Source organism: Streptococcus anginosus subsp. whileyi MAS624 (assembly GCF_000478925.1).
Taxonomy (GTDB): domain Bacteria; phylum Bacillota; class Bacilli; order Lactobacillales; family Streptococcaceae; genus Streptococcus; species Streptococcus whileyi.
Genome location: NZ_AP013072.1, coordinates 2,009,747 through 2,034,174, shown reverse-complemented (window position 1 = coordinate 2,034,174; position 24,428 = coordinate 2,009,747). Strand labels below are relative to the sequence as shown.

18 protein-coding genes and 1 pseudogene are annotated in these 24,428 nt (G+C 40.5%); all 19 read left to right on the top strand.

Annotated elements, in window-relative coordinates; translation table 11 throughout:
• The first annotated feature begins 78 nt into the window (after nucleotides 1–78).
• The 19 genes and pseudogenes from rpoB (at nucleotide 79) to ANG_RS10015 (ending at nucleotide 24,426) form a co-directional block, all read left to right on the top strand.
• Complete coding sequence (rpoB, locus tag ANG_RS10105; protein WP_003033474.1) at nucleotides 79–3,645, top strand: DNA-directed RNA polymerase subunit beta; 3,567 nt, start codon at nucleotides 79–81, stop codon at nucleotides 3,643–3,645.
• Between the two features lie 38 nt (nucleotides 3,646–3,683).
• Nucleotides 3,684–7,322: a DNA-directed RNA polymerase subunit beta' gene (gene rpoC / locus ANG_RS10100; RefSeq protein ID WP_003033451.1), complete on the top strand. Its 3,639-nt coding sequence runs from the start codon at nucleotides 3,684–3,686 to the stop codon at nucleotides 7,320–7,322.
• A 131-nt stretch (nucleotides 7,323–7,453) separates the two neighbouring features.
• A complete protein-coding gene (locus ANG_RS10095) occupies nucleotides 7,454–8,653 on the top strand; it encodes a phosphoglycerate kinase (protein WP_003033487.1) in 1,200 nt (399 codons plus the stop codon).
• A gap of 514 nt (nucleotides 8,654–9,167) precedes the next feature.
• On the top strand, nucleotides 9,168–9,698 hold the full coding sequence (locus tag ANG_RS10090; RefSeq protein ID WP_003033434.1) for an FUSC family protein: 531 nt from the start codon (nucleotides 9,168–9,170) through the stop codon (nucleotides 9,696–9,698).
• 76 nt (nucleotides 9,699–9,774) lie between these two features.
• Nucleotides 9,775–10,134 carry a MerR family transcriptional regulator gene (locus ANG_RS10085; protein WP_003073972.1) on the top strand — a complete coding sequence of 120 codons (360 nt, stop codon included), beginning with the start codon at nucleotides 9,775–9,777 and terminating at the stop codon, nucleotides 10,132–10,134.
• 38 nt (nucleotides 10,135–10,172) lie between these two features.
• A complete protein-coding gene (glnA, locus tag ANG_RS10080; protein WP_025272015.1) occupies nucleotides 10,173–11,519 on the top strand; it encodes a type I glutamate--ammonia ligase in 1,347 nt (448 codons plus the stop codon).
• A gap of 187 nt (nucleotides 11,520–11,706) precedes the next feature.
• Complete coding sequence (locus ANG_RS10075) at nucleotides 11,707–12,072, top strand: DUF1033 family protein (protein ID WP_022525692.1); 366 nt, start codon at nucleotides 11,707–11,709, stop codon at nucleotides 12,070–12,072.
• 69 nt (nucleotides 12,073–12,141) lie between these two features.
• Nucleotides 12,142–13,083 (top strand): competence type IV pilus ATPase ComGA, encoded by a 942-nt coding sequence (gene comGA, locus ANG_RS10070; RefSeq protein WP_006268058.1) that lies wholly within the window; start codon nucleotides 12,142–12,144, stop codon nucleotides 13,081–13,083.
• Nucleotides 13,025–14,047, top strand: coding sequence for a competence type IV pilus assembly protein ComGB (comGB, locus tag ANG_RS10065; RefSeq protein WP_038677372.1), 1,023 nt, complete (start codon nucleotides 13,025–13,027; stop codon nucleotides 14,045–14,047). The genes comGA and comGB overlap by 59 nt, the downstream gene beginning before the upstream one ends.
• Nucleotides 14,044–14,361, top strand: a complete 318-nt coding sequence (comGC, locus tag ANG_RS10060) for a competence type IV pilus major pilin ComGC (protein WP_020998068.1) — start codon at nucleotides 14,044–14,046, stop codon at nucleotides 14,359–14,361. The genes comGB and comGC overlap by 4 nt, the downstream gene beginning before the upstream one ends.
• A complete protein-coding gene (gene comGD, locus ANG_RS10055) occupies nucleotides 14,321–14,749 on the top strand; it encodes a competence type IV pilus minor pilin ComGD (protein WP_020999411.1) in 429 nt (142 codons plus the stop codon). The genes comGC and comGD overlap by 41 nt, the downstream gene beginning before the upstream one ends.
• The gene (comGE, locus tag ANG_RS10050; RefSeq protein ID WP_003035318.1) at nucleotides 14,721–15,014 is read left to right on the top strand and encodes a competence type IV pilus minor pilin ComGE; all 294 of its coding nucleotides are present in this window, start codon (nucleotides 14,721–14,723) and stop codon (nucleotides 15,012–15,014) included. Before comGD ends, comGE begins: the two co-directional genes overlap by 29 nt.
• Complete coding sequence (comGF, locus tag ANG_RS10045; protein ID WP_003035329.1) at nucleotides 14,998–15,435, top strand: competence type IV pilus minor pilin ComGF; 438 nt, start codon at nucleotides 14,998–15,000, stop codon at nucleotides 15,433–15,435. The genes comGE and comGF overlap by 17 nt, the downstream gene beginning before the upstream one ends.
• Nucleotides 15,416–15,742, top strand: a complete 327-nt coding sequence (comGG, locus tag ANG_RS10040; protein ID WP_020999447.1) for a competence type IV pilus minor pilin ComGG — start codon at nucleotides 15,416–15,418, stop codon at nucleotides 15,740–15,742. Before comGF ends, comGG begins: the two co-directional genes overlap by 20 nt.
• A gap of 84 nt (nucleotides 15,743–15,826) precedes the next feature.
• Nucleotides 15,827–16,780 (top strand): annotated as a pseudogene (locus ANG_RS10035) (class I SAM-dependent methyltransferase).
• Nucleotides 16,781–16,826: 46 nt separating this feature from the next.
• A complete protein-coding gene (locus ANG_RS10030; RefSeq protein ID WP_003035323.1) occupies nucleotides 16,827–18,026 on the top strand; it encodes an acetate kinase in 1,200 nt (399 codons plus the stop codon).
• Nucleotides 18,027–18,415: 389 nt separating this feature from the next.
• Complete coding sequence (glmS, locus tag ANG_RS10025; RefSeq protein ID WP_020999448.1) at nucleotides 18,416–20,230, top strand: glutamine--fructose-6-phosphate transaminase (isomerizing); 1,815 nt, start codon at nucleotides 18,416–18,418, stop codon at nucleotides 20,228–20,230.
• Between the two features lie 439 nt (nucleotides 20,231–20,669).
• Nucleotides 20,670–22,799 carry an AAA family ATPase gene (locus ANG_RS10020; protein ID WP_025272013.1) on the top strand — a complete coding sequence of 710 codons (2,130 nt, stop codon included), beginning with the start codon at nucleotides 20,670–20,672 and terminating at the stop codon, nucleotides 22,797–22,799.
• Between the two features lie 166 nt (nucleotides 22,800–22,965).
• The gene (locus ANG_RS10015) at nucleotides 22,966–24,426 is read left to right on the top strand and encodes a PTS ascorbate transporter subunit IIC (RefSeq protein WP_025272012.1); all 1,461 of its coding nucleotides are present in this window, start codon (nucleotides 22,966–22,968) and stop codon (nucleotides 24,424–24,426) included.
• Nucleotides 24,427–24,428 lie beyond the last annotated feature (2 nt).

The following is a 24,428-nucleotide window of genomic DNA, read 5'->3' as shown; positions in this document are numbered from 1 at the left end:
AAAAATTCAGCAGAAAGGACAAATGAAATTGCTACTTTATCCTAGTGATAGAGAATGTAGAAAGAAGGAGTAAAAAACTTGGCAGGACATGAAGTTCAATACGGGAAACACCGTACTCGTCGTAGTTTTTCAAGAATCAAGGAAGTTCTTGATTTACCAAATTTGATTGAAATCCAGACGGATTCGTTCAAAGATTTTCTTGACCATGGTTTGAAAGAAGTATTTGAAGATGTACTTCCTATCTCAAACTTTACAGATACAATGGAGCTAGAGTTTGTTGGTTATGAAATTAAAGAATCTAAATACACTTTAGAAGAAGCACGTATCCATGATGCCAGCTATTCTGCACCTATTTTTGTGACTTTCCGTTTGATTAATAAAGAAACGGGTGAAATCAAGACGCAAGAAGTGTTCTTTGGTGATTTTCCAATCATGACAGAAATGGGAACCTTTATTATCAATGGTGGTGAGCGGATTATCGTATCTCAACTTGTTCGTTCGCCAGGTGTTTACTTTAATGATAAAGTAGACAAAAATGGGAAAGTTGGTTATGGTTCGACTGTTATTCCGAATCGTGGAGCTTGGTTAGAACTGGAAACTGATTCAAAAGATATTGCTTACACTCGAATTGATCGTACTCGTAAGATTCCATTTACGACGCTTGTTCGTGCACTTGGTTTCTCTGGTGATGATGAAATCTTTGACATTTTTGGAGATAGCGAACTTGTTCGTAATACGATTGAAAAAGATATTCATAAAAATCCGATGGACTCACGTACAGATGAAGCACTCAAAGAAATCTATGAACGTCTTCGTCCAGGTGAGCCTAAAACAGCTGATAGCTCACGTAGTCTATTGGTCGCTCGTTTCTTTGATCCACATCGTTACGACTTGGCGGCAGTTGGTCGTTATAAAATCAATAAAAAATTAAACATTAAAACACGTTTGTTAAATCAAACGATTGCAGAACCTTTGGTAGATCCAGAAACAGGTGAAATCTTGGTTGAAGCTGGAACTGTTATGACACGTAGTGTCATTGATAGCATTGCAGAATACTTGGACGGTGATTTGAATAAAATTACTTATATTCCAAATGATGCAGCTGTATTGACGGATCCAGTCGTTCTTCAAAAATTCAAAGTGGTGGCACCAACTGATCCAGATCGTGTGGTAACTATTATTGGTAATGCTAACCCGGGAGATCGTGTTCATACGATTACGCCAGCAGATATTTTGGCTGAGATGAATTACTTCTTGAACCTCGCTGAAGGACTTGGTCGTGTGGATGATATTGACCACTTGGGAAATCGTCGGATTCGTGCCGTTGGTGAATTGCTTGCTAACCAAGTACGTCTTGGATTGTCTCGTATGGAGCGTAATGTTCGCGAGCGCATGAGTGTGCAAGATAATGAAGTGTTGACACCGCAACAAATCATCAATATCCGCCCAGTCACAGCAGCGATTAAAGAATTCTTTGGTTCATCTCAATTGTCTCAGTTCATGGACCAACACAACCCACTGTCTGAATTGTCTCACAAACGCCGTTTGTCAGCCTTGGGACCTGGTGGTTTGACTCGTGACCGTGCTGGATATGAAGTGCGTGACGTGCACTACACCCACTATGGACGTATGTGTCCAATTGAAACACCTGAAGGACCAAACATTGGTTTGATCAATAACTTGTCTTCTTATGGGCACTTGAATAAATATGGCTTTATCCAAACGCCGTATCGTAAAGTGGGTCGTGAAACAGGTCTGGTCACCAATGAAATCGTTTGGCTGACAGCGGACGAAGAAGATGAATTTATCGTAGCGCAAGCAAATTCTAAATTAACAGAAGATGGTCGTTTTGCAGAAGCGATTGTCATGGGACGTCACCAAGGGAACAACCAAGAATTTCCTTCAGATCAAGTAGACTTCATGGATGTATCGCCTAAGCAGGTAGTTGCGGTTGCGACAGCATGTATTCCTTTCCTTGAAAATGACGACTCAAACCGTGCTCTCATGGGTGCCAACATGCAACGTCAGGCGGTACCGTTGATTGATCCGCATGCACCATATGTTGGTACTGGTATGGAATACCAAGCAGCTCATGACTCTGGTGCGGCGATTATTGCCCAACACGACGGTAAAGTTGTCTATTCTGATGCAGCCAAAGTTGAAGTTCGTCGTGAAGATGGTTCACTTGATGTCTATCATATTACGAAATTCCGCCGTTCAAACTCTGGTACTTCTTACAACCAACGTACGCTGGTAAAAGTTGGCGATACAGTTGAAAAAGGTGACTTTATCGCAGACGGACCTTCTATGGAAAAAGGTGAAATGGCGCTTGGACAAAATCCAATCGTTGCTTATATGACATGGGAAGGTTACAACTTTGAAGATGCCGTTATTATGAGTGAACGTTTAGTGAAAGATGATGTTTATACATCTGTTCACTTGGAAGAATTTGAATCAGAAACACGTGATACAAAGCTCGGACCTGAAGAAATCACGCGCGAAATTCCAAACGTCGGGGAAGATGCTTTGAGAGACCTTGACGAAATGGGAATTATCCGCATTGGTGCTGAGGTAAAAGAAGGCGACATTCTTGTCGGTAAAGTAACGCCGAAAGGTGAAAAAGACTTGTCCGCAGAAGAACGTCTACTTCATGCAATTTTCGGTGATAAGTCTCGTGAAGTACGTGATACATCCCTTCGAGTACCACACGGTGGTGCAGGTGTTGTTCGTGATGTAAAAATCTTTACTCGTGCGAATGGTGATGAATTGCAGTCAGGCGTCAATATGTTGGTGCGTGTTTATATCGCCCAAAAACGAAAAATCCGTGTTGGGGACAAGATGGCAGGACGTCACGGGAACAAAGGGGTTGTTTCCCGTATCGTTCCAGTAGAGGATATGCCTTATCTTCCAGATGGAACGCCGGTTGATATCATGTTGAATCCACTTGGGGTACCATCCCGTATGAATATCGGACAAGTTATGGAACTTCACCTTGGTATGGCTGCTCGCAACCTTGGTATCCACATTGCAACGCCGGTCTTTGATGGAGCTAGCGCAGACGATCTCTGGGATACCGTTCGTGAAGCAGGTATGGATAGTGATGCTAAGACAATCCTTTATGATGGTCGTACGGGTGAGCCCTTTGATAATCGTGTATCCGTTGGGGTCATGTATATGATTAAGCTTCACCACATGGTAGATGATAAGCTTCATGCTCGTTCAGTTGGTCCTTATTCAACCGTTACGCAACAACCTCTTGGTGGTAAAGCACAATTTGGTGGACAACGTTTTGGAGAGATGGAAGTTTGGGCTTTGGAAGCTTACGGTGCTTCTAACGTCCTTCAAGAAATCTTGACCTACAAGTCAGATGATATCAATGGCCGTTTGAGAGCTTATGAAGCTATTACTAAAGGCAAACCAATTCCAAAACCAGGTGTCCCAGAGTCCTTCCGTGTCCTTGTCAAGGAACTACAATCGCTTGGTCTTGACATGCGCGTCCTAGATGAAGATGACAATGAAGTAGAACTTCGTGACTTGGATGAAGGCATGGATGACGATGTGATTCACGTAGATGACCTTGAAAAAGCGCGTGAAAAGGCAGCTCAAGAAGCGAGAGCAGCTTTTGAAGCTGAAGGAAAAGAATAAGAACTGATTCAATAGATAATAAAGAAAGGTAAGAAATAGTGGTTGATGTAAATCGTTTTCAAAGCATGCAAATCACCCTAGCTTCACCTAGTAAAGTCCGCTCTTGGTCTTATGGGGAAGTGAAGAAACCTGAAACAATTAACTACCGTACACTAAAGCCAGAACGTGAAGGACTCTTTGATGAAGTCATCTTTGGTCCTACGAAAGATTGGGAATGTGCGTGTGGAAAATATAAACGGATTCGTTATAAAGGAATCATTTGTGACCGTTGTGGTGTTGAAGTAACTCGTACTAAAGTTCGTCGTGAACGTATGGGACATATTGAGTTGAAAGCACCTGTCTCTCATATTTGGTATTTTAAAGGAATCCCAAGCCGAATGGGCTTGACCTTGGACATGAGCCCTCGTGCTCTTGAAGAAGTCATCTATTTTGCAGCTTATGTGGTGATTAATCCTAAAGATACACCACTTGAACACAAATCCATTATGACGGAGCGGGAATATCGTGAACGCTTACGGGAATATGGTCAAGGCTCCTTTGTTGCAAAAATGGGTGCTGAAGCAATTCAAGATCTCTTGAAACAAGTAGATTTGGAAAAAGAAATTGCAGAGCTCAAAGATGAATTAAAAACGGCAACTGGTCAAAAACGTGTCAAGGCTATTCGTCGTTTGGATGTTTTAGATGCCTTCCAAAAATCTGGTAACAAGCCAGAATGGATGGTCTTAAACATCTTGCCAGTTATTCCGCCAGACTTACGTCCAATGCTTCAGTTGGACGGTGGACGTTTTGCCTCTTCTGACCTGAACGACCTTTACCGTCGTGTTATCAATCGGAATAATCGTTTGGCACGTCTTTTGGAACTAAATGCTCCTGGAATCATCGTGCAAAATGAAAAGCGGATGTTGCAAGAAGCGGTTGATGCTTTGATTGACAATGGTCGTCGTGGTCGTCCTATTACTGGACCAGGAAGCCGTCCGCTCAAATCATTGAGCCACATGCTCAAAGGGAAACAAGGACGTTTCCGTCAAAACTTGCTCGGAAAACGGGTTGACTTCTCAGGACGTTCGGTTATTGCAGTTGGTCCGACACTCAAGATGTACCAATGTGGTGTGCCACGTGAAATGGCTATTGAGCTTTTCAAGCCATTTGTCATGCGCGAAATTGTAGCGCGTGATATTGTGCAAAATGTCAAAGCTGCTAAGCGCTTGGTAGAACGGAATGATGAACGCATCTGGGATATTTTAGAAGATGTGATTAAAGAACACCCAGTGCTCCTTAACCGCGCACCGACGCTTCACAGATTAGGAATTCAAGCATTTGAGCCAGTCTTGATTGACGGGAAGGCTCTTCGTTTACACCCACTTGTGTGTGAGGCTTATAATGCCGACTTTGACGGAGACCAAATGGCTATCCACGTGCCCTTGTCAGAAGAAGCTCAAGCAGAAGCACGGATTCTCATGCTGGCTGCTGAGCACATCCTCAATCCAAAAGACGGGAAGCCAGTCGTAACACCGTCACAGGATATGGTCTTGGGGAACTACTACCTGACTATGGAAGAAGCTGGTCGTGAAGGAGAAGGAATGGTCTTTAAAGACCGTGATGAAGCTGTAATGGCTCTCCGCAATGGTTATGTTCACTTACATACGCGTGTTGGGATTGCGACGGATAGTTTAAACAAACCATGGACAGAAAATCAAAAACACAAGATCCTCTTGACAACAGTGGGTAAGATTCTTTTCAATGATATCATGCCAGATGAATTGCCATATTTGCAAGAGCCAAATGCCTCAAACATGGCAGAAGGTGTGCCAGCTAAGTATTTCTTAGAACATGGTCAAGATGTCAAAGCAGCTATCAGTAAGCTGGAATTAAATGTGCCATTCAAGAAGAAAAATCTTGGAAATATCATCGCTGAAATCTTCAAACGCTTCCGTACAACTGAAACATCTGCTTTCCTTGACCGTCTGAAAGATCTCGGCTATCACCATTCAACGTTAGCAGGCTTGACAGTAGGGATTGCCGATATTCCAGTCGTTGAAGACAAGGCAGAAATTATCGAAGAGTCACATAAACGTGTGGAACAAATCACCAAACAATTCCGTCGTGGGATGATTACAGACGATGAACGCTACAATGCAGTTACTGCTGAATGGCGTGCAGCTCGTGAAAAATTGGAAAAACGTTTGGTTGCCAACCAAGATTCTAAGAACCCAATCGTTATGATGATGGACTCTGGAGCCCGTGGTAACATCTCTAACTTCTCGCAACTTGCTGGTATGCGTGGTTTGATGGCCGCTCCTAATGGCCGCATCATGGAATTGCCTATTCTATCTAACTTCCGTGAAGGTTTGTCTGTTTTGGAAATGTTCTTCTCTACTCACGGTGCTCGTAAAGGGATGACTGATACAGCCCTTAAAACAGCTGACTCAGGTTATCTGACTCGCCGTTTGGTTGATGTGGCGCAAGATGTGATTATCCGTGAAGACGACTGTGGAACCGATCGTGGTCTTGTTATCCGCTCAATTACTGATGGTAAGGAAATGATTGAGCCATTAGAAGAACGCTTGATTGGTCGTTATACGAAGAAATCTGTTAAACATCCTGAAACAGGCGAAGTCATCGTTGGTCCAGACGTATTGATTACAGAAGATATGGCGCATGAGATTGTTAGCGCTGGTGTCGAAGAAGTCACTATTCGCTCTGTCTTTACATGTAATACACGTCATGGAGTTTGCCGTCGTTGTTACGGTATCAACTTGGCAACGGGCGATGCGGTTGAAGTCGGTGAAGCAGTCGGAACGATTGCTGCCCAATCTATCGGTGAACCTGGTACACAGCTTACAATGCGTACTTTCCACACGGGTGGTGTTGCGTCTAATACCGATATCACACAAGGTCTTCCTCGTGTCCAAGAAATCTTTGAAGCCCGCAATCCGAAAGGGGAAGCAGTTATTACTGAAGTTAAAGGCGAAGTGACTGCAATTGAAGAAGACGCTTCTACTCGGACTAAGAAAGTCTTTGTTAAAGGTGCAACTGGTGAAGGGGAATATGTAGTACCATTTACAGCTCGTATGAAAGTAGCAGTAGGGGATAAAATCTCTCGTGGCGCTGCTCTGACAGAAGGATCTATCCAGCCTAAGCACTTGCTGGCTGTTCGTGATGTCTTGTCTGTTGAAACTTACTTGCTTGCTGAAGTACAAAAAGTTTACCGTAGCCAAGGGGTAGAAATCGGTGACAAGCACATTGAGGTAATGGTTCGTCAGATGATTCGCAAAGTGCGTGTTATGGATCCAGGAGATACAGACCTTCTCATGGGTACACTCATGGATATCACAGACTTTACCGATGCTAACCGTGATGTGGTTATCTCTGGCGGAGTTCCTGCGACTGCTCGCCCAGTCCTCATGGGAATTACTAAAGCATCTCTTGAAACAAATAGTTTCTTGTCAGCTGCTTCCTTCCAAGAAACCACTCGTGTCCTCACAGACGCGGCTATCCGTGGTAAGAAAGACCACTTGCTTGGTCTCAAGGAAAATGTTATTATTGGTAAAATTATCCCAGCTGGTACAGGTATGGCTCGTTACCGTAACCTTGAACCGCAAGCTGTCAATGAAGTCGAAATTATCGAAGATACAACTGTAACAGAACCTGTGGAAGAAACCACTCCAGTAGAATAATAAAGAGTCGAGTTTTCTCGGCTCTTTTCATATTCAAAATTATTTTGTGAAAACTTTCTTTATATCAAGAAAACTTTTAGAAAATATGATATAATAGTTTCGTATAAAATAGAAAAAGGAGTTTTTGTAACATGGCAAAACTTACTGTTAAAGACGTTGAATTGAAAGGCAAAAAAGTCCTTGTTCGCGTTGATTTCAATGTGCCGCTTAAAGACGGAGTTATCACAAATGACAACCGTATCTCAGCTGCTCTTCCAACAATCAAGTATATCCTTGAACATGGCGGACGTGCTATTCTTTTCTCTCACCTTGGACGTGTAAAAGAAGAAGCTGATAAAGAAGGCAAATCTCTTGCACCAGTTGCGGCTGATTTAGCTAAAAAATTAGGTCAAGATGTTGCTTTCCTTCCAGGAGTAACTCGTGGAGCAGAACTTGAAGCAGCTATCAATAACCTGAAAGATGGAGAAGTCCTTCTTGTTGAAAATACTCGTTTTGAAGATGTTGATGGCAAGAAAGAATCTAAAAACGATCCAGAACTTGGTAAATACTGGGCTTCACTTGGAGACGGTATCTTTGTAAACGATGCTTTTGGTACAGCTCACCGTGCTCACGCATCTAACGTAGGTATCTCAGCAAACGTTGAGAAAGCAGTTGCAGGTTTCCTTCTTGAAAACGAAATTGCTTATATCAAAGAAGCTGTTGAAAATCCAGTTCGTCCATTCGTAGCAATCCTAGGTGGCTCTAAAGTATCAGATAAGATTGGTGTTATCGAAAATCTTCTTGAAAAAGCTGATAAAGTGCTTATCGGTGGTGGTATGACTTATACTTTCTACAAAGCACAAGGTATCGAAATCGGTAACTCACTTGTAGAAGAAGATAAATTAGACATTGCAAAAGCTCTCCTTGAAAAGTCAAACGGTAAACTCATTTTGCCAGTTGACTCAAAAGAAGCAAACGCATTTGCTGACTACACTGAAGTGAAAGATACTGAAGGTGAAGCAGTGGATCCAGGCTTCCTTGGTTTGGATATCGGTCCAAAATCTATCGCTAAATTTGATCAAGAATTGACTGGTGCGAAAACAGTTGTTTGGAACGGACCTATGGGTGTCTTTGAAAACCCTGACTTCCAAGCTGGTACAATTGGTGTGATGGACGCTATCGTGAAACAACCAGGCGTGAAATCAATCATCGGTGGTGGTGACTCTGCAGCAGCAGCTATCAACCTTGGCCGTGCAGATAAGTTCTCATGGATTTCTACAGGCGGAGGCGCAAGCATGGAGCTTCTTGAAGGTAAAGTATTGCCAGGATTGGCTGCTCTTACAGAAAAATAAGGCGGTCAGTCAGAAATCTATGATTTCGTTGATTGTCATTTCTGATTTTTAGGGAACAACTTCAACTCATCCACTGGAAGAGTTGAACCCTGCAAGGCTGAATAGGTTGGTCACGAGCTTAGCGAAGTGAACTGCCATTCAGCTATTGCGCTATAAGTAGATGAAAAGAGCTGGATGTCAGCTCTTTTCTAGTGCACACGCTAGATTTTCTGCGAAACGAAGTGAGCTAAGAAAATCAGTGGAGGTAAAGATAAAGTACTGCCAGCTCTTGCAGCACTTACGGAACAATAATTCTAAAGGAGACTGGAACAAAAAATTTCCAGTCTCAAATTTATGTAATCATAAATGATGACTGCAGTAGCTGATTGCTCACAGCAGTACTTGAAGGTTGCAGTTAGGATTTGTGGCACAAGCTTCAACCTTTTAGAATGAAAAGAAATTGTTTTCATTTCTTGTAATCATTATTATCTTTTCTCTAAAATATGTTAGAATAAAGGTAAAAGGAAATGCATGAATGGGTTATTTTAAGAAGTATAAGTTTGATAAGGCGAAATTTAAATTAGGAATGCGAACCTTTAAAACGGGGGTCGCGGTTTTTATTGTCCTGCTTGTCTTTGGGCTTTTTGGCTGGAAAGGGTTACAGATTGGTGCTCTGACGGCTGTTTTCAGTTTGCGCGAAGATTTTGATAAAAGCGTCCATTTTGGAACCTCTCGTATTTTAGGGAATAGCATTGGTGGTTTGTATGCCTTGCTCTTCTTTCTCACCAATAACCTGTTTCATGAGCAGTTTTGGGTGACCTTACTGGTCGTTCCTATTTGTACGATGTTAACGATTATGACAAATGTTGCGATGAACAATAAAGCAGGTGTGATTGGCGGTGTTTCTGCTATGTTAATTATTACCTTGTCGATTCCGACAGGAGAAACTGTTTTGTATGTATTTGCGAGAGTATTTGAAACCTTTATGGGAGTTTTTGTTGCCATGATGGTTAATTCTGATGTTGATCGCCTGCGAAAAGTAGTGAAATTAAAAAGCAAAAATTAATGTTAGAAAATATAACATGATCCCTTGACATAGAAATTTTTTCGGACTATAATAGAGCATGAGAAAGGAATTTGCAATGAAGGAAAAGGAATTTCGTCGCAATATGGCTGTTTTTCCCATTGGTAGCGTTATGAAATTAACAGATTTGACGGCACGTCAGATTCGTTATTATGAAGATCAAGCATTGATTAAGCCTGATCGAAATGAAGGAAATCGGCGCATGTATTCATTAAATGATATGGATCGCTTGTTGGAAATTAAAGATTACATTTCAGAAGGTTACAATATTGCTGCTATTAAACGGAAATATGCTGAGCGTGAAGCGAAATACAAAAAACCGGTGAGCGAGAAAGATGTTCGTCGAGCCCTTCATAACGACATTTTACAACAAGGTCGCTTTGCTTCTTCCCTTCCACCATTTGGTCGTATGCATTGACCAATATCAATTCTTTAAAATTTCATAAGGAGATACTCATGTCAATTACAGTAGCTGACATTCGTCGCGAAGTGAAAGAAAAAAATGTTACCTTTATCCGTCTGATGTTTTCAGATGTTTTAGGAACGATGAAAAATGTCGAAATTCCGGCGACAGATGAACAGCTGAATAAAGTTTTGTCCAACAAAGTGATGTTCGATGGTTCTTCTATCGAGGGTTTTGTGCGTATCAATGAGTCAGATATGTACCTTTATCCTGACTTGGATACATGGACTGTTTTCCCTTGGGGAGATGAAAATGGCAGTGTCGCAGGGCTAATTTGCGATGTTTATACAACAGAAGGAACTCCCTTTAAAGGTGATCCGCGTGGAAACTTGAAGCGTGCTTTGAGACATATGGAAGAACTTGGTTTCAAATCCTTTAATTTGGGTCCTGAACCAGAATTTTTCCTCTTCAAATTGGATGAAAATGGTGATCCAACTCTTGAGGTAAATGATAAGGGGGGCTATTTTGACCTTGCTCCGACGGATCTTGCGGATAACACACGTCGTGAAATTGTCAATGTTTTAACGACAATGGGCTTTGAAGTAGAAGCTAGTCATCATGAAGTAGCTATTGGCCAGCATGAAATTGACTTCAAATATGATGAAGTACTTCGTGCCTGTGATAAGATTCAGTTGTTTAAACTGGTTGTTAAAACAATTGCTCGTAAGTATGGTCTGTACGCAACGTTCATGGCAAAACCAAAATTTGGTATTGCAGGTTCAGGTATGCACTGTAATATGTCACTTTTTGATCAAGATGGTCAAAATGCATTTTTTGATCCAGCAGATCCAAACGGTATGCAATTATCACAAACAGCTTATTATTTTCTTGGTGGCTTGATTAAACATGCCTACAATTATACAGCGATTATGAACCCAACTGTTAACTCATACAAACGTCTGGTTCCGGGATATGAAGCGCCTGTTTATATTGCTTGGGCTGGACGGAACCGTTCTCCGCTTGTTCGTGTGCCAGCTTCACGCGGTATGGGGACTCGTTTGGAATTGCGTTCGGTTGACCCAATGGCAAACCCTTATATTGCTATGGCTGTCCTTCTTGAAGTTGGACTTCATGGGATTGAAAATAAAATTGAGGCTCCTGATCCAATTGAAGAAAATATCTATGTGATGACAGCAGAAGAACGCAAAGAAGCAGGGATTACGGATCTTCCATCTACTCTCCACAATGCTGTGAAAGCACTAACAGAAGATGAAGTTGTAAAAGCTGCCTTGGGTAGTCATATCTATACAAGTTTTGTAGAAGCAAAACGCATCGAATGGGCAAGCTATGCCACTTTCGTTTCCCAATGGGAAGTAGATAACTACCTTGATTTGTATTAATAAATTGGAAATGAGGCTTAAGAAGAGTCTCGTTTTCTTATTTGATGAATGAAAAAGTACTAATCAAAATAATGCCACTTTTTCTACATTTTTGAGCAAATGGCGAAAAACTTGTATAATGGAGCATATCTGTTTAAAAAATTTAGCATTCCCGATATAATAAACAGAACAAAGGGAGGTGAAGCAGGTGTATTGTGTGATTGAAATGTATGGCAAAGATGAGCCTTGGTGGTTTTTTGATGACTGGGAAGCTAATATCGTATCTATACAACATTTTGATGACTATTATACTGCTTTAAAGTATTATAAGCGCCAATGGCTGAAGTTGGTAGCTGCTTTTCCTTTCTATAAAAGTCGAAGTGATTTAATGTCCATTTTTTGGGATGCAGAAGATTTGCGCTGGTGTGAAGAATGTAGTGATTCTGTCCAGCAATACCATTCTCTCGCTTTATTGGAAAATGATGGTGTCATTCCTAAAGAGAAATGGAGACCGGGCTATAATAAACAAAATAGTGAAGAGGAACATCGTGCTTGCTCTCTAACGTTTAAATAATTTACAAAATGGTGATTTTTCATCATTTTTTTATTTTCTTCTGCGAATAATATAAAGTGAGGAGGAGATATGGTTCAAAACATTGCACAGGCTATTATTTGTCAGGCTAAGGAAGAACGAGCACAGGACATTTATTTTGTTCCGAAGGAAAATGTTTACGAGTTGTATATGCGAATTGGAGATGAACGCCGTTTTATACGCAATTATGAATTTGAAGAGCTAGCTGCTGTAATCAGTCATTTTAAGTTTACTGCTGGGATGAATGTGGGAGAAAAACGTCGCAGTCAGCTGGGCTCTTGCGATTATCAATATAGTGACAAGAAAACGTCGCTACGGTTATCAACAGTGGGGGATTATCGCGGATATGAAAGTCTAGTGATTCGTCTATTGCATGATGAAGAAGCAGAGCTGAAGTTTTGGTTTGCTCAAATTCCGGAGTTGAAAGAACGTTTCAAACAGCGAGGGCTTTACCTTTTTTCAGGACCGGTAGGAAGTGGTAAAACTACTCTCATGCACCAGTTGGCTCAAGAGCGTTTTGCCAATCAGCAAATCATGTCAATTGAAGATCCGGTTGAAATCAAACAAGCAGGGATGTTACAGCTGCAGCTGAACGAAGCGATTGGTTTAACTTATGAAAGTTTGATTAAACTTTCTCTTCGGCATCGACCAGATTTATTGATTATCGGAGAGATTCGTGATGCGGAGACAGCACGGGCAGTTGTTCGAGCTAGCTTAACGGGAGTGACTGTTTTTTCAACTATTCATGCTAAAAGCGTACGAGGTGTCTATGAACGGTTGCTGGAGTTGGGAGTGACAGAAGCAGAGCTGAAAATTGTTTTGCAAGGAATTTGCTACCAACGGTTAATTGCGAAAGGAGGAATAGTGGATTTTGTCAGTGAAAGGTATCAAGAGCATGAGCCAAGTGACTGGAATAAGCAGATTGATCAGCTTTATGCAGCAGGACATATCACTTTTGAGCAGGCAGAAACGGAAAAAATTATCCATAGTTAGGCAGAAAAAAGTCGTAGAGTTGCTGAATAATCTTTTTTCTAGCGGCTTTCATTTAGCAGAAATGATTGATTTTTTGAAGCGGAGTGCCCTGCTAGAAAAAACCTATGTGGAAAAGATGAAAGAGGGTTTAGCAACAGGAAAACCTTTTTCAGAAATTATGGCTAGTTTAGGATTTTCAGATAGTGTTGTCACCCAGCTTTCACTGGCAGAGCTACATGGGAATCTCTCACTCAGCCTGAATAAGATTGAGGAATACTTGGAAAATGTCTCAACAGTCAAGAAAAAGTTAATTGAGGTAGCCACTTATCCATTCATTTTACTTATTTTTTTAGTATTCATTATGTTAGGGCTGCGCAATTATTTACTTCCGCAGTTAGAACGCCAAAACAGTGCAACGCAGCTGATTAGTCAGTTGCCGCAAATTTTTCTGGGTTCAGTAGGAGTTGTTTTTGCTTTGTTTGCGATAGGTTTTTATTGGTTTAGAAAAAGATCACAAATAAGAGTATTTAGTTTGTTGTCTCGACTTCCTTTTTGGGGCACTTTTATTCAAACCTATTTGACAGCTTATTATGCGAGAGAATGGGGAAATATGATTGGTCAAGGCTTAGAACTCAGTCAGATTTTCCAGATGATGCAAGGACAGCGCTCTGCTATGTTTCAAGAGATTGGAAAAGATTTAGAAGTAGCACTGCAAAATGGTCAGGAATTTTCACAAGTAGTTAAGCATTATCCATTTTTTAAAAAAGAATTGGGGTTGATGATTGAATATGGGGAAGTGAAATCCAAATTGGGGTGCGAATTAGAAGTTTATGCTCAAAAAACGTGGGAGGTGTTTTTTAAACGTGTTCATCAAGCGATGAATATCATTCAGCCATTAGTATTTGTCTTTGTGGCGTTGATGATTGTATTGTTGTATGCGGCCATGTTGCTGCCAATTTATCAAAATATGGAGGTTCAATTATGAAAAAAATTAAAAATATAAAGGTAAAAGCTTTCACTTTGGTAGAAATGTTAGTGGTGCTTCTAATCATCAGTGTTTTGATGCTTTTGTTTGTTCCGAATTTGACCAAACAAAAAGAAGCTGTAACGGAAAAAGGAAATGCAGCTGTTGTGAAGGTTGTCGAAAGTCAGGCAGAGCTTTTTGAAGTGAATCATACTAATGAAAAAGCGACGCTTTCAAAATTAGTCAGTGAAGGAACTATTACAGACAAGCAAGCAGTATCATACAAGGCTTATTATGCAAAACATACAAAAGAAGCTCGCACAGTTGCAGATTAAAGGTTTTACGCTTTTGGAAAGTTTGCTGACCTTATTTATGACGAGTCTCTTATTGCTTGCTGTGTCAGGTTCAGTACGTTCATCGTTTGAGCAAGTAGAACAGCAAATTTTCTTTCTAGAGTTTGAGCATTTTTATCGGGAAAGTCAGAAGTTGAGTAGTGCAGCTCAAAGTCAGTTGGACATGAATTTTTCTCGCGAGAGGATTTCCAATGGTTACAGCTATTTGGCAGTTCCTCGCTCGATTCAGGCTCCGGAAGACCTGACACTTCATTTTGACAAGGCAGGCGGCAATTCATCGCTCGGAAAGGTTATCTTTCAGACAAAAAAGCAAACAATTACGTATCAATTATATCTAGGAAATGGAAAATTTAAGAAAACAATACGTTAGAGGAACGATTTTATTAGAAGCTTTATTGGCATCGGCTGTTTTTGCGTTTATTGTGACCTTGTTATTGGGGCAGATCCATCAGTCTCGACAGACAGAAAATGATTTACTGAAAAAAGAAGAAGTTCTAAGAGTGGCTAATATGGCATTACAAACAAAGCAAAGCCATTTAACAATAAACGGTATTGAAGTTCGTGTTAAAAAAAGTCAACAAGGCATCCAGATTTATCATGGGAAGGAGCTGATTGTCGGTGTTCAAGGCAAATAAAGTGAAAGCTTTTACACTTTTAGAGGCTCTGGTTGCCCTCTTTGTAATCAGCGGGAGTGTGCTATTATTTCAATCGATGACGCGTCTTCTGGCTTCGGAGGTCCGAGCTCGACAACACAGTGAACAACGAGAATGGCTTTTGTTTGCCCATCAATTAGAAGCGGAATTGATTCGTTCTTCATTTGAAAAAGTGGAGAATAATCGTTTATACATGAAGCAGGACGGTAAGACGATTGCATTTGGAAAGTCAAGTGGACAAGATTTCAGAAAAACCAATGCAAATGGGAAAGGCTATCAGCCTATGATTTATAATGTGAAAAAAGCAGAAATCTCACAGAAAAATGAGCTGATTCATATCAGAATGACATTTAAGCGAGGATTGGAAAGGGAGTTCGTCTATCGTGTGGAAACAAAGAGTTAAAGCAGGTATTATGCTCTATGCCCTTTTTATAACAGCTGTCTTTAGCTTACTTTTGCAATTTTACCTTCATCGGCAAACTGCAAATCACAGGAATTTCACCCTAAACCGAGAGCGAATACAGGCTTATGCAATGGCAGCTGTAGCAAATGAAAATCCTAAACAAAGGAATTTTGAACAGGGGTATGTGCAAGATCAGAAAGATGAGAAAGGGTTCATCCTGACAGTAACAATGAACACTGGTCGCCGTTATCAATTTCGCTTCCCACTTATGCATTCCAATCAAACCAATGACAATTTAGACGAATAAGTGAGAATAGAACTAGATGTGAGCAACTGAGGACTCGCTCGCAAAAAGAGATAAATTTTGGTATGATAGGGAGCGGAGGATGCTATGAATTTTGAAAAAATAGAACAGGCTTATTCGCTTTTGTTAGAAAATGTCCAGGAGCTCCAAAATACTCTTTTGACGAATTTTTATGATGCTTTGGTCGAGCAAAATGGGGTTTATCTGGATGGAAATACAGAGCTAGCTATTGTCAAAAAAAATAATGAAACACTTAAATCTTTGAAATTAGATAAAGAAGAATGGCGCCGAGCCTACCAATTTTTGCTGATGAAAGCAGCTCAAACAGAGCCTTTGCAAGCCAATCATCAATTTACTCCAGATTCTATCGGGTTTATCTTAACTTTTCTCATTGACCAATTGAGTAAAAAAGAACACATTGATATTTTGGAAATTGGTAGCGGAATGGGGAATTTAGCTGAGACGATTCTCAATAATACACAAAAAAATGTGGATTATCTAGGACTGGAATTGGACGATCTGCTAATTGATATATCAGCCAGTATCGCAGATGTGATGGATGCAAAAGTTAGTTTTGTGCAAGGTGATGCAGTGCGTCCGCAAGTATTGAAAGAAAGCGATGTGATTATCAGTGATTTACCAGTTGGCTTTTATCCTGATGATAACATTGCGACGCGCTATGAAGTGGCTAGTAGACAGGAGCATACTTATGCTCATCATTTGTTAATGGAACAATCGCTCAAGTATCTCAAATCAGGCGGTTATGCTATTTTCCTTGCACCAAATGATTTATTGACTAGTTCGCAAAGTGATTTGCTGAAAACTTGGCTGCAAAAGCATGCCCAGATAGTTGCGATGATTGCATTGCCAGAAGCACTTTTTGGAAATGCCGCTTATGCCAAGACAATTTTTGTGCTGCAAAAGCAAGAAGAACAAGCTGTTTAACTGTTTGTTTATGCTTTGTCTGATTTGCGAGATCAGGACGATTTATTGGAATTTAGCGAAAAGTTTCAAAATTGGAGCAGAGAAAGTGAAATTTAAACAAGTTTTTGATATAATAAATGAAAACGCTTAAAAGAGGTAATTTATGTCAAAAACAATTTCAATCAATGCTGGAAGTTCAAGTCTAAAATGGCAATTATACGAAATGCCAGCTGAAAAGGTTATTGCCAAAGGGCTGATTGAACGGATTGGTCTCAAGGACTCCATTTCAACAGTAAAATTTGATAGTCGTGCAGAAAAGCAAATTTTAGATATTGATGATCATACGCAAGCTGTAAAAATTTTGTTAGATGACTTGATGCGCTTTGGTATTATCAAATCCTATGAAGAAATCACAGGTGTCGGTCATCGTGTTGTTGCAGGTGGTGAATACTTTAAAGAATCTGCACTTGTTGATAGCGAAGAAGTGATTCAAAAAGTAGAAGAATTAGCGCTTCTTGCACCGCTTCATAACAAAGCAAATGCAGCAGGAATTCGTGCCTTTAAAGAATTGTTGCCAGACATTATAAGTGTCGTTGTGTTTGATACATCTTTCCATACAACAATGCCAGAAAAAGCCTATCGTTATCCATTACCGACTAAGTACTATACGGAGAACAAGGTTCGCAAATATGGCGCTCATGGTACAAGTCATCAGTATGTTGCCAAGGAAGCCGCCAAAACGCTTGGTAAGCCACTTGAAGAGTTGAAGCTAATTACTTGTCATATTGGAAATGGCGCTTCTATTACAGCGGTTAAAGAAGGTAAATCTGTTGATACTTCAATGGGCTTTACACCGCTAGGGGGAGTAATGATGGGAAGCCGCACAGGAGATATTGATCCAGCGATTATTCCTTATTTGATAGAGCATACAGAAGATTTTAACACACCAGAAGATATTAATCGTATTTTAAATCGTGAGTCAGGCCTCTTAGGGGTATCTGAGAAATCCAGCGACATGCGTGATATTCATGCCGCTATGCGAGCTGGTGATGCCAAAGCACAGTTGGCGAATGACATCTTTGTTGATCGTATTCAAAAATATATTGGTCAATATTTGGCTGTTTTAAACGGAGCAGACGCCATTATCTTTACTGCTGGAATTGGTGAGAATTCTGTGACGATTCGTCGATTAGTTATTGAGGGAATTTCTTGGTTTGGCTGTGAACTTGACCCGGAAAAGAATGTCTTTGGTAACTATGGAGATATTTCAATGCCAGATTCCAAGGTTCGAGTGTTGGTTATTCCAACGGATGAAGAATTGGTTATTGCGCGTGATGTCGAACGATTTAAAAATCAAAAATGAAATGTTAAAAGATTGAACTTAGAGCAATCATAGGGCAGAAAAGGCTGGCTTTATCCAGTCTTTTTATTTCTAGTTATGAAGTAGCAGATTATTTAGATTATAGATTGAATGTTCAAGAGACGATGGCAAAAGTATACTTTGATCTTGTACAGAAAACATATAGAGCAGATTGCTTCATTATTTACAGAAGATAACTAAATTTGCTTTTAAAGTCTTTTGCTTGTACCGCCCTTCTATTTTGAACTATACCAATTTTATTGTTGACAAATTCACAATAAAATTATATACTGATTTCGCTTGTTTTGGATAGCTATGATTAGACTATACCAATTTATAAAACGAAGGAGGAGATAGCAGACTTCTGAAAGTTGTTTGCTATAAATAATAGTATGTGTGGAATCGTTGGAGTTGTTGGAAATCGAAATGCAACAGATATTTTAATGCAAGGTCTAGAAAAATTAGAATACCGGGGTTATGATTCGGCTGGGATTTTTGTGACTAATGGGAAAACATCTAGTTTGGTGAAATCAGTTGGTCGCATAGCTGATCTTCGTGCAAAAATCGGGATTGACGTGGCTGGAACTGCTGGTATTGGGCATACACGCTGGGCAACGCATGGAAAACCAAGCGAAAGCAATGCGCATCCGCATACTTCTCAAACGGGACGCTTTGTTTTGGTGCATAATGGTGTGATTGAAAATTATCTAGACATCAAGAACACTTATCTTGCTGGACATGACTTGAAAGGTCAAACGGATACAGAAATTGCGGTTCACTTGATTGGAAAATTTGTTGAGGAAGAGAATTTATCAGTTCTTGAAGCATTCAAAAAAGCTCTTCATATTATTGAAGGCTCTTATGCCTTTGCTTTGATGGATGCTGAAGATGCAGATACAGTTTATGTTGCCAAAAATAAATCCCCTCTTTTGGTTGGCTTAGGAGAAGGCTACAATATGGTCTGCTCGGATGCTATGGCAATGATCCGTGAAACAAGTGAATTTATGGAGATTCACGACAAAGAATTGGTTATTGTGACAAAAGATAGTGTTCACGTGCAAGATTATGATGGTAATCCTATTGAACGTGAAAGCTACACAGCAGAGCTTGATTTGTCAGACATTGGTAAAGGCACTTATCCTTACTACATGTTGAAGGAAATTGATGAGCAGCCAACTGTGATGCGCAAACTCATTCAAGCTTACACCGATGAAAATGATCAAGTTTCAGTAGATCCAGCCATTATCAAAGCTGTTCAAGAAGCGGATCGTTTGTATATTCTTGCGGCTGGGACATCTTACCATGCTGGTTTTGCGACCAAGCGCATGCTAGAAGAATTGACAGATACACCAGTTGAACTAGGCATTTCTTCTGAATGGGGCTACAGATGGCCATTGCTTAGCAAGAAACCAATGTTTATCTTGATTAGCCAATCTGGCGAAACAGCCGATAGCCGTCAGGTTTTGGTCAAAGCCAATGCTATGGGGATTCCAAGTTTGACGGTGACCAATGTACCGGGTTCAACTTTGTCTCGTGAAGCGACTCACACGATGTTGCTTCATGCAGGACCAGAGATTGCGGTTGCTTCTACAAAAGCCTACACAGCACAAATTGCGACTCTAGCATTCCTTGCGAAAGCAGTTGGCGATGCCAATGGCAATGAAAAAGCGAAAACTTTTGATTTAGTACATGAATTATCTATTGTAGCGCAAGCGATTGAGGCGACGCTATCTGAAAAAGATAGCATTGACGAAAAAGTGCGTGATCTGCTTGCTACAACACGCAATGCTTTCTATATTGGTCGAGGGCAAGACTATTATGTTGCCATGGAAGCCAGCTTGAAATTAAAAGAAATTTCCTATATCCAGTGTGAAGGATTTGCTGCGGGAGAGTTAAAACACGGCACCATTTCCTTGATTGAAGACGGTACGCCAGTAATCGCCTTAATTTCGTCCGATGAGCAATTGGCCAGTCATACTCGTGGGAATGTATCAGAAGTGGTGGCGCGTGGTGCAAATGTTTTGACCGTTGTAGAAGAAAATGTAGCAAAAGAAGGAGACGATATTGTTTTAATGTCTGTTCATCCATATTTGTCACCAATTTCTATGGTCGTGCCCACACAGTTGATTGCCTATTTTGCAACTTTGCATCGTGGACTTGACGTAGATAAACCACGGAATTTAGCTAAGTCTGTGACAGTTGAATAATACCTATGAAGAATCATCAAGTGTTGGCTTGGTGATTTTTTAGTTCCATTGAGATAAAGGGGAAGTTTGATTTTTAAAAATTATGTAAAATATAAAATTTTAAACTAGAAAGACTAATATTAAAGTAAAGCCAGTCAGAAAAGAAAAACAAAAATTATGTAAATTTTTTTCTAAAAATCTATTGACTTTTTTATTTTTATAGTATATAATTACATTTGTAAACAGAAAGGAATAAAATCCGTTACACTCGTCCAAACAAGATGAAATTCTTAGCTGCGCTCAGTTAAAGGGATTTCATCTCTATTTTGGGAGAGGTTTAAAATTATGTAAACTATTGACTGCCTTTTATAAATATAAATCCAAAAGATAGAGTTGCTCACTTTGTCTTATATTTTAAGCAGTTGCAAAAATTATGTAAAATAACAAGTGAGGTACAGATATGAACAACAACTACAACAACTTTGATAACATGGATGATCTTTTCAACCAATTGATGGGAAGAATGGGCGGTTTTAATAGTGAAAATCGACGTTATCTCATCAATGGACGTGAAGTAACACCAGAAGAATTTGCACAATACCGAGCAACGGGAAAACTGCCGAAACAAGCAGTAGAGGGTCAAAATCCGCAAATGCAAGGGCAAGCAGGTGCTCCAAAACAAGACGGCATTTTAGCAAAATTGGGTCGCAATTTGACAGAAGAAGCGCGCCAAGATATGCTAGATCCTGTTATTGGGCGCAATAAGGAAATTCAAGAAACAGCAGAAATTCTGTCTCGTCGGACGAAGAATAATCCAGTGCTAGTCGGAGATGCTGGGGTTGGTAAGACCGCAGTTGTCGAAGGTTTGGCACAAGCGATTGTCAACGGCGATGTCCCTGCTGCTATTAAAAATAAGGAAATTATTTCTGTAGATATTTCTGGCTTAGAAGCAGGTACGCAATATCGCGGCAGTTTTGAAGAGAATATTCAAAATCTGGTATCTGAAGTGAAAGAAGCGGGTAATGTCATTCTCTTCTTTGATGAAATTCATCAAATCCTTGGTGCTGGAAGCACAGGTGGAGACAGCGGCTCTAAAGGTTTGGCAGACATTTTGAAACCAGCTCTTTCTCGTGGGGATTTAACGGTGATTGGTGCGACGACGCAAGATGAATACCGCAATACCATTTTGAAAAATGCGGCTTTGGCTCGCCGTTTCAATGAAGTAAAAGTAATTGCTCCGTCTGCAGAAGATACTTATAAGATTTTGCTAGGAATTCGTGATTTGTACGAAAAACACCACAATGTTATCTTGCCAGATGAAGTGTTAAAAGCGGCCGTGGACTATTCGATTCAATATATTCCGCAACGCAGTTTGCCAGATAAAGCGATTGACCTAGTGGATGTGACAGCAGCTCATTTGGCAGCTCAACACCCTGTTACAGACGTACACGCCGTGGAACGTGAAATCGCAGAGCAAAAGGCCAAACAAGAAGCTGCAGTTGAAAAAGAAGATTTTGAAACGGCTTTGAATGCTAAGATGCGCATTGAAGAGCTGGAAAAGAAAATTGAAAATCATACAGAAGACATGAAAGTGACAGCAACTGTCAATGATGTGGCAGAGTCTGTAGAGCGCATGACGGGTATTCCTGTTTCTCAAATGGGCAGCAGCGATATTGAGCGCTTGAAAGAACTGAATGCGCGCTTGAAGACAAAAGTCATTGGACAAAATGAAGCAGTTGAAGCGGTGGCGCGCGCTATTCGTCGGAATCGTGCAGGTTTTGATGAAGGAAACCGTCCAATTGGTAGCTTCCTCTTTGTCGGCCCGACTGGTGTTGGAAAAACAGAGCTAGCGAAGCAATTAGCGCTTGATATGTTTGGTACTAAAGAAGCCATTATCCGTTTGGACATGTCTGAATACTCTGACCGCACGGCTGTGTCGAAGTTGATTGGTACAACAGCTGGTTATGTGGGATATGATGACAACAGCAATACCTTGACAGAACGTGTTCGTCGGAATCCATACTCAATCATTTTATTAGACGAAATTGAAAAGGCCGATCCACAAGTCATCACGCTGTTACTGCAAGTCTTAGATGATGGACGTTTGACAGACGGTCAAGGAAACACTGTCAACTTTAAGAATACGGTTATTATCGCTACTTCTAACGCAGGATTTGGTTATGAAAGCTTTACAGGCGACGAAGAAAAGGATATGAAAATTATGGATCGGTTGAAACCATACTTCCGTCCAGAATTCTTGAACCGGTTCAATGCGGTTATTGAATTCTCTCATCTTGGTAAAGAGGATTTAGCTGAAATCGTCGACTTGATGTTGGATGAAGTCAACCAAACACTTGCCAAGAAAGACATCACGTTAACAGTAACAGATGCAGCCAAACATTATCTAGCAGAAGAGGGATATGATGAAGTTATGGGTGTTCGTCCGCTTCGTCGTGTGATTGAGCAACAAATCCGTGATAAGGTAACAGACTATCATCTTGATCATTTAGATGCGAAACATCTTCTTGCAGATTTGAAAGATGATGAATTAGTTATCGAAGAAGCGAAAGAGCATCAAACTAAAAAATAAACAGAAGAGTAACGCCGGAGCAGATTTCCGGCGTTTTTTAAGTGTGCTTAATTTTCAGGTCCAAGAGTGAACAGTTGCTTGTGTAATTCTTGGTCTTTTTGTTACCGCTTACATGGTTTATAATAGGCTTATAAAGAACAAATAAAATAGAAAAAGGAGAGTTAAAATGAACATCATTTTAAACATTCTGAACTGGTTCTCGCAAAACATTTTGCAGAATCCGGCCTTCTTTGTAGGTCTCTTGGTTCTAATTGGCTATGCTCTGTTGAAAAAGCCAGCGCAGATGTCTATGCCGGTTTCAATCAAAGCGACAGTTGGTTATATGCTGTTGAACGTTGGTGCTGGAGGTTTGGTAACAACTTTCCGTCCGATTTTGGCGGCTTTGAACTTTAAGTTTAAGATTGGTGCGGCGGTTATTGACCCATACTTTGGACTAACAGCGGCAAATACAAAGATTGCAGAAGAATTTCCAAACTTTGTCGGAGCAGCAACAACAGCACTTTTGATTGGTTTTGGTGTCAATATCCTGCTCGTTGCTCTTCGGAAAATTACGAAAGTGCGGACGCTGTTCATTACAGGTCATATCATGGTGCAACAAGCAGCAACCGTTTCATTGATGGTTCTTCTCCTTATTCCTCAATTGCGTAATAGCTGGGGCGTGCTGGCAATCGGTGTCATCTGTGGACTTTACTGGGCAGTCAGCTCCAATATGACAGTAGAAGCAACACAACGTCTGACAGGTGGCGGTGGTTTTGCGATTGGTCACCAACAACAATTTGCTATCTGGTTTGTGGATAAAGTTGCAGACAAATTTGGCAAGAAAGAAGAAAATCTTGACAACTTGAAATTACCAAAATTCTTGTCTATTTTCCACGATACAGTGGTTGCTTCGGCGACGTTGATGTTGGTTTTCTTTGGAGCTATTCTCTTAATTTTGGGTCCGGATATCATGTCAAATGCAAAAGTTATCACATCAGGTACAGTTTACAACCCTGCTAAGCAAGATTTTTACATGTATATCATTCAAACAGCCTTCACGTTCTCCGTTTATCTCTTTGTCTTGATGCAAGGGGTGCGGATGTTTGTAGCAGAATTGACGAATGCCTTCCAAGGTATCTCTAACAAATTGCTTCCTGGTTCATTCCCAGCTGTGGACGTTGCAGCTTCTTATGGTTTTGGTTCACCAAATGCGGTGCTTTCAGGATTTGCTTTTGGCTTAATTGGTCAATTGATTACTATTATGCTCTTAATTATCTTTAAGAATCCAATTCTGATTATCACTGGTTTCGTTCCAGTATTCTTTGACAATGCAGCGATTGCAGTTTATGCAGATAAGCGCGGCGGCTGGAAAGCGGCGGTTATCCTGTCCTTTATTTCAGGTGTATTGCAAGTAGCGCTTGGTGCTCTCTGTGTGGCACTTCTCGGTCTGGCTTCTTACGGTGGTTACCATGGAAATATTGACTTTGAATTCCCTTGGCTTGGTTTTGGTTATCTTTTCAAATATCTTGGCATTGTAGGTTACATTCTTGTTTGTGTATTCTTGCTGATTATTCCGCAGTTGCAATTTGCCAAAGCAAAAGACAAGGAAGCATACTACCGTGGTGATGTCCAAGCGGAAGAAGAATAAAA

Excerpts from the sequence above, each read along its gene's own strand:
- ANG_RS10095 (WP_003033487.1), top strand. The coding sequence starts at position 7,454 with ATGGCAAAACTTACTGTTAAAGACGTTGAATTGAAAGGCAAAAAAGTC.
- ANG_RS10090 (WP_003033434.1), top strand. The coding sequence starts at position 9,168 with ATGGGTTATTTTAAGAAGTATAAGTTTGATAAGGCGAAATTTAAATTA.
- ANG_RS10085 (WP_003073972.1), top strand. The coding sequence starts at position 9,775 with ATGAAGGAAAAGGAATTTCGTCGCAATATGGCTGTTTTTCCCATTGGT.
- glnA (WP_025272015.1), top strand. The coding sequence starts at position 10,173 with ATGTCAATTACAGTAGCTGACATTCGTCGCGAAGTGAAAGAAAAAAAT.
- comGA (WP_006268058.1), top strand. The coding sequence starts at position 12,142 with ATGGTTCAAAACATTGCACAGGCTATTATTTGTCAGGCTAAGGAAGAA.
- comGB (WP_038677372.1), top strand. The coding sequence starts at position 13,025 with ATGCAGCAGGACATATCACTTTTGAGCAGGCAGAAACGGAAAAAATTA.
- comGC (WP_020998068.1), top strand. The coding sequence starts at position 14,044 with ATGAAAAAAATTAAAAATATAAAGGTAAAAGCTTTCACTTTGGTAGAA.
- comGD (WP_020999411.1), top strand. The coding sequence starts at position 14,321 with ATGCAAAACATACAAAAGAAGCTCGCACAGTTGCAGATTAAAGGTTTT.
- comGE (WP_003035318.1), top strand. The coding sequence starts at position 14,721 with ATGGAAAATTTAAGAAAACAATACGTTAGAGGAACGATTTTATTAGAA.
- ANG_RS10030 (WP_003035323.1), top strand. The coding sequence starts at position 16,827 with ATGTCAAAAACAATTTCAATCAATGCTGGAAGTTCAAGTCTAAAATGG.
- glmS (WP_020999448.1), top strand. The coding sequence starts at position 18,416 with ATGTGTGGAATCGTTGGAGTTGTTGGAAATCGAAATGCAACAGATATT.
- ANG_RS10020 (WP_025272013.1), top strand. The coding sequence starts at position 20,670 with ATGAACAACAACTACAACAACTTTGATAACATGGATGATCTTTTCAAC.
- ANG_RS10015 (WP_025272012.1), top strand. The coding sequence starts at position 22,966 with ATGAACATCATTTTAAACATTCTGAACTGGTTCTCGCAAAACATTTTG.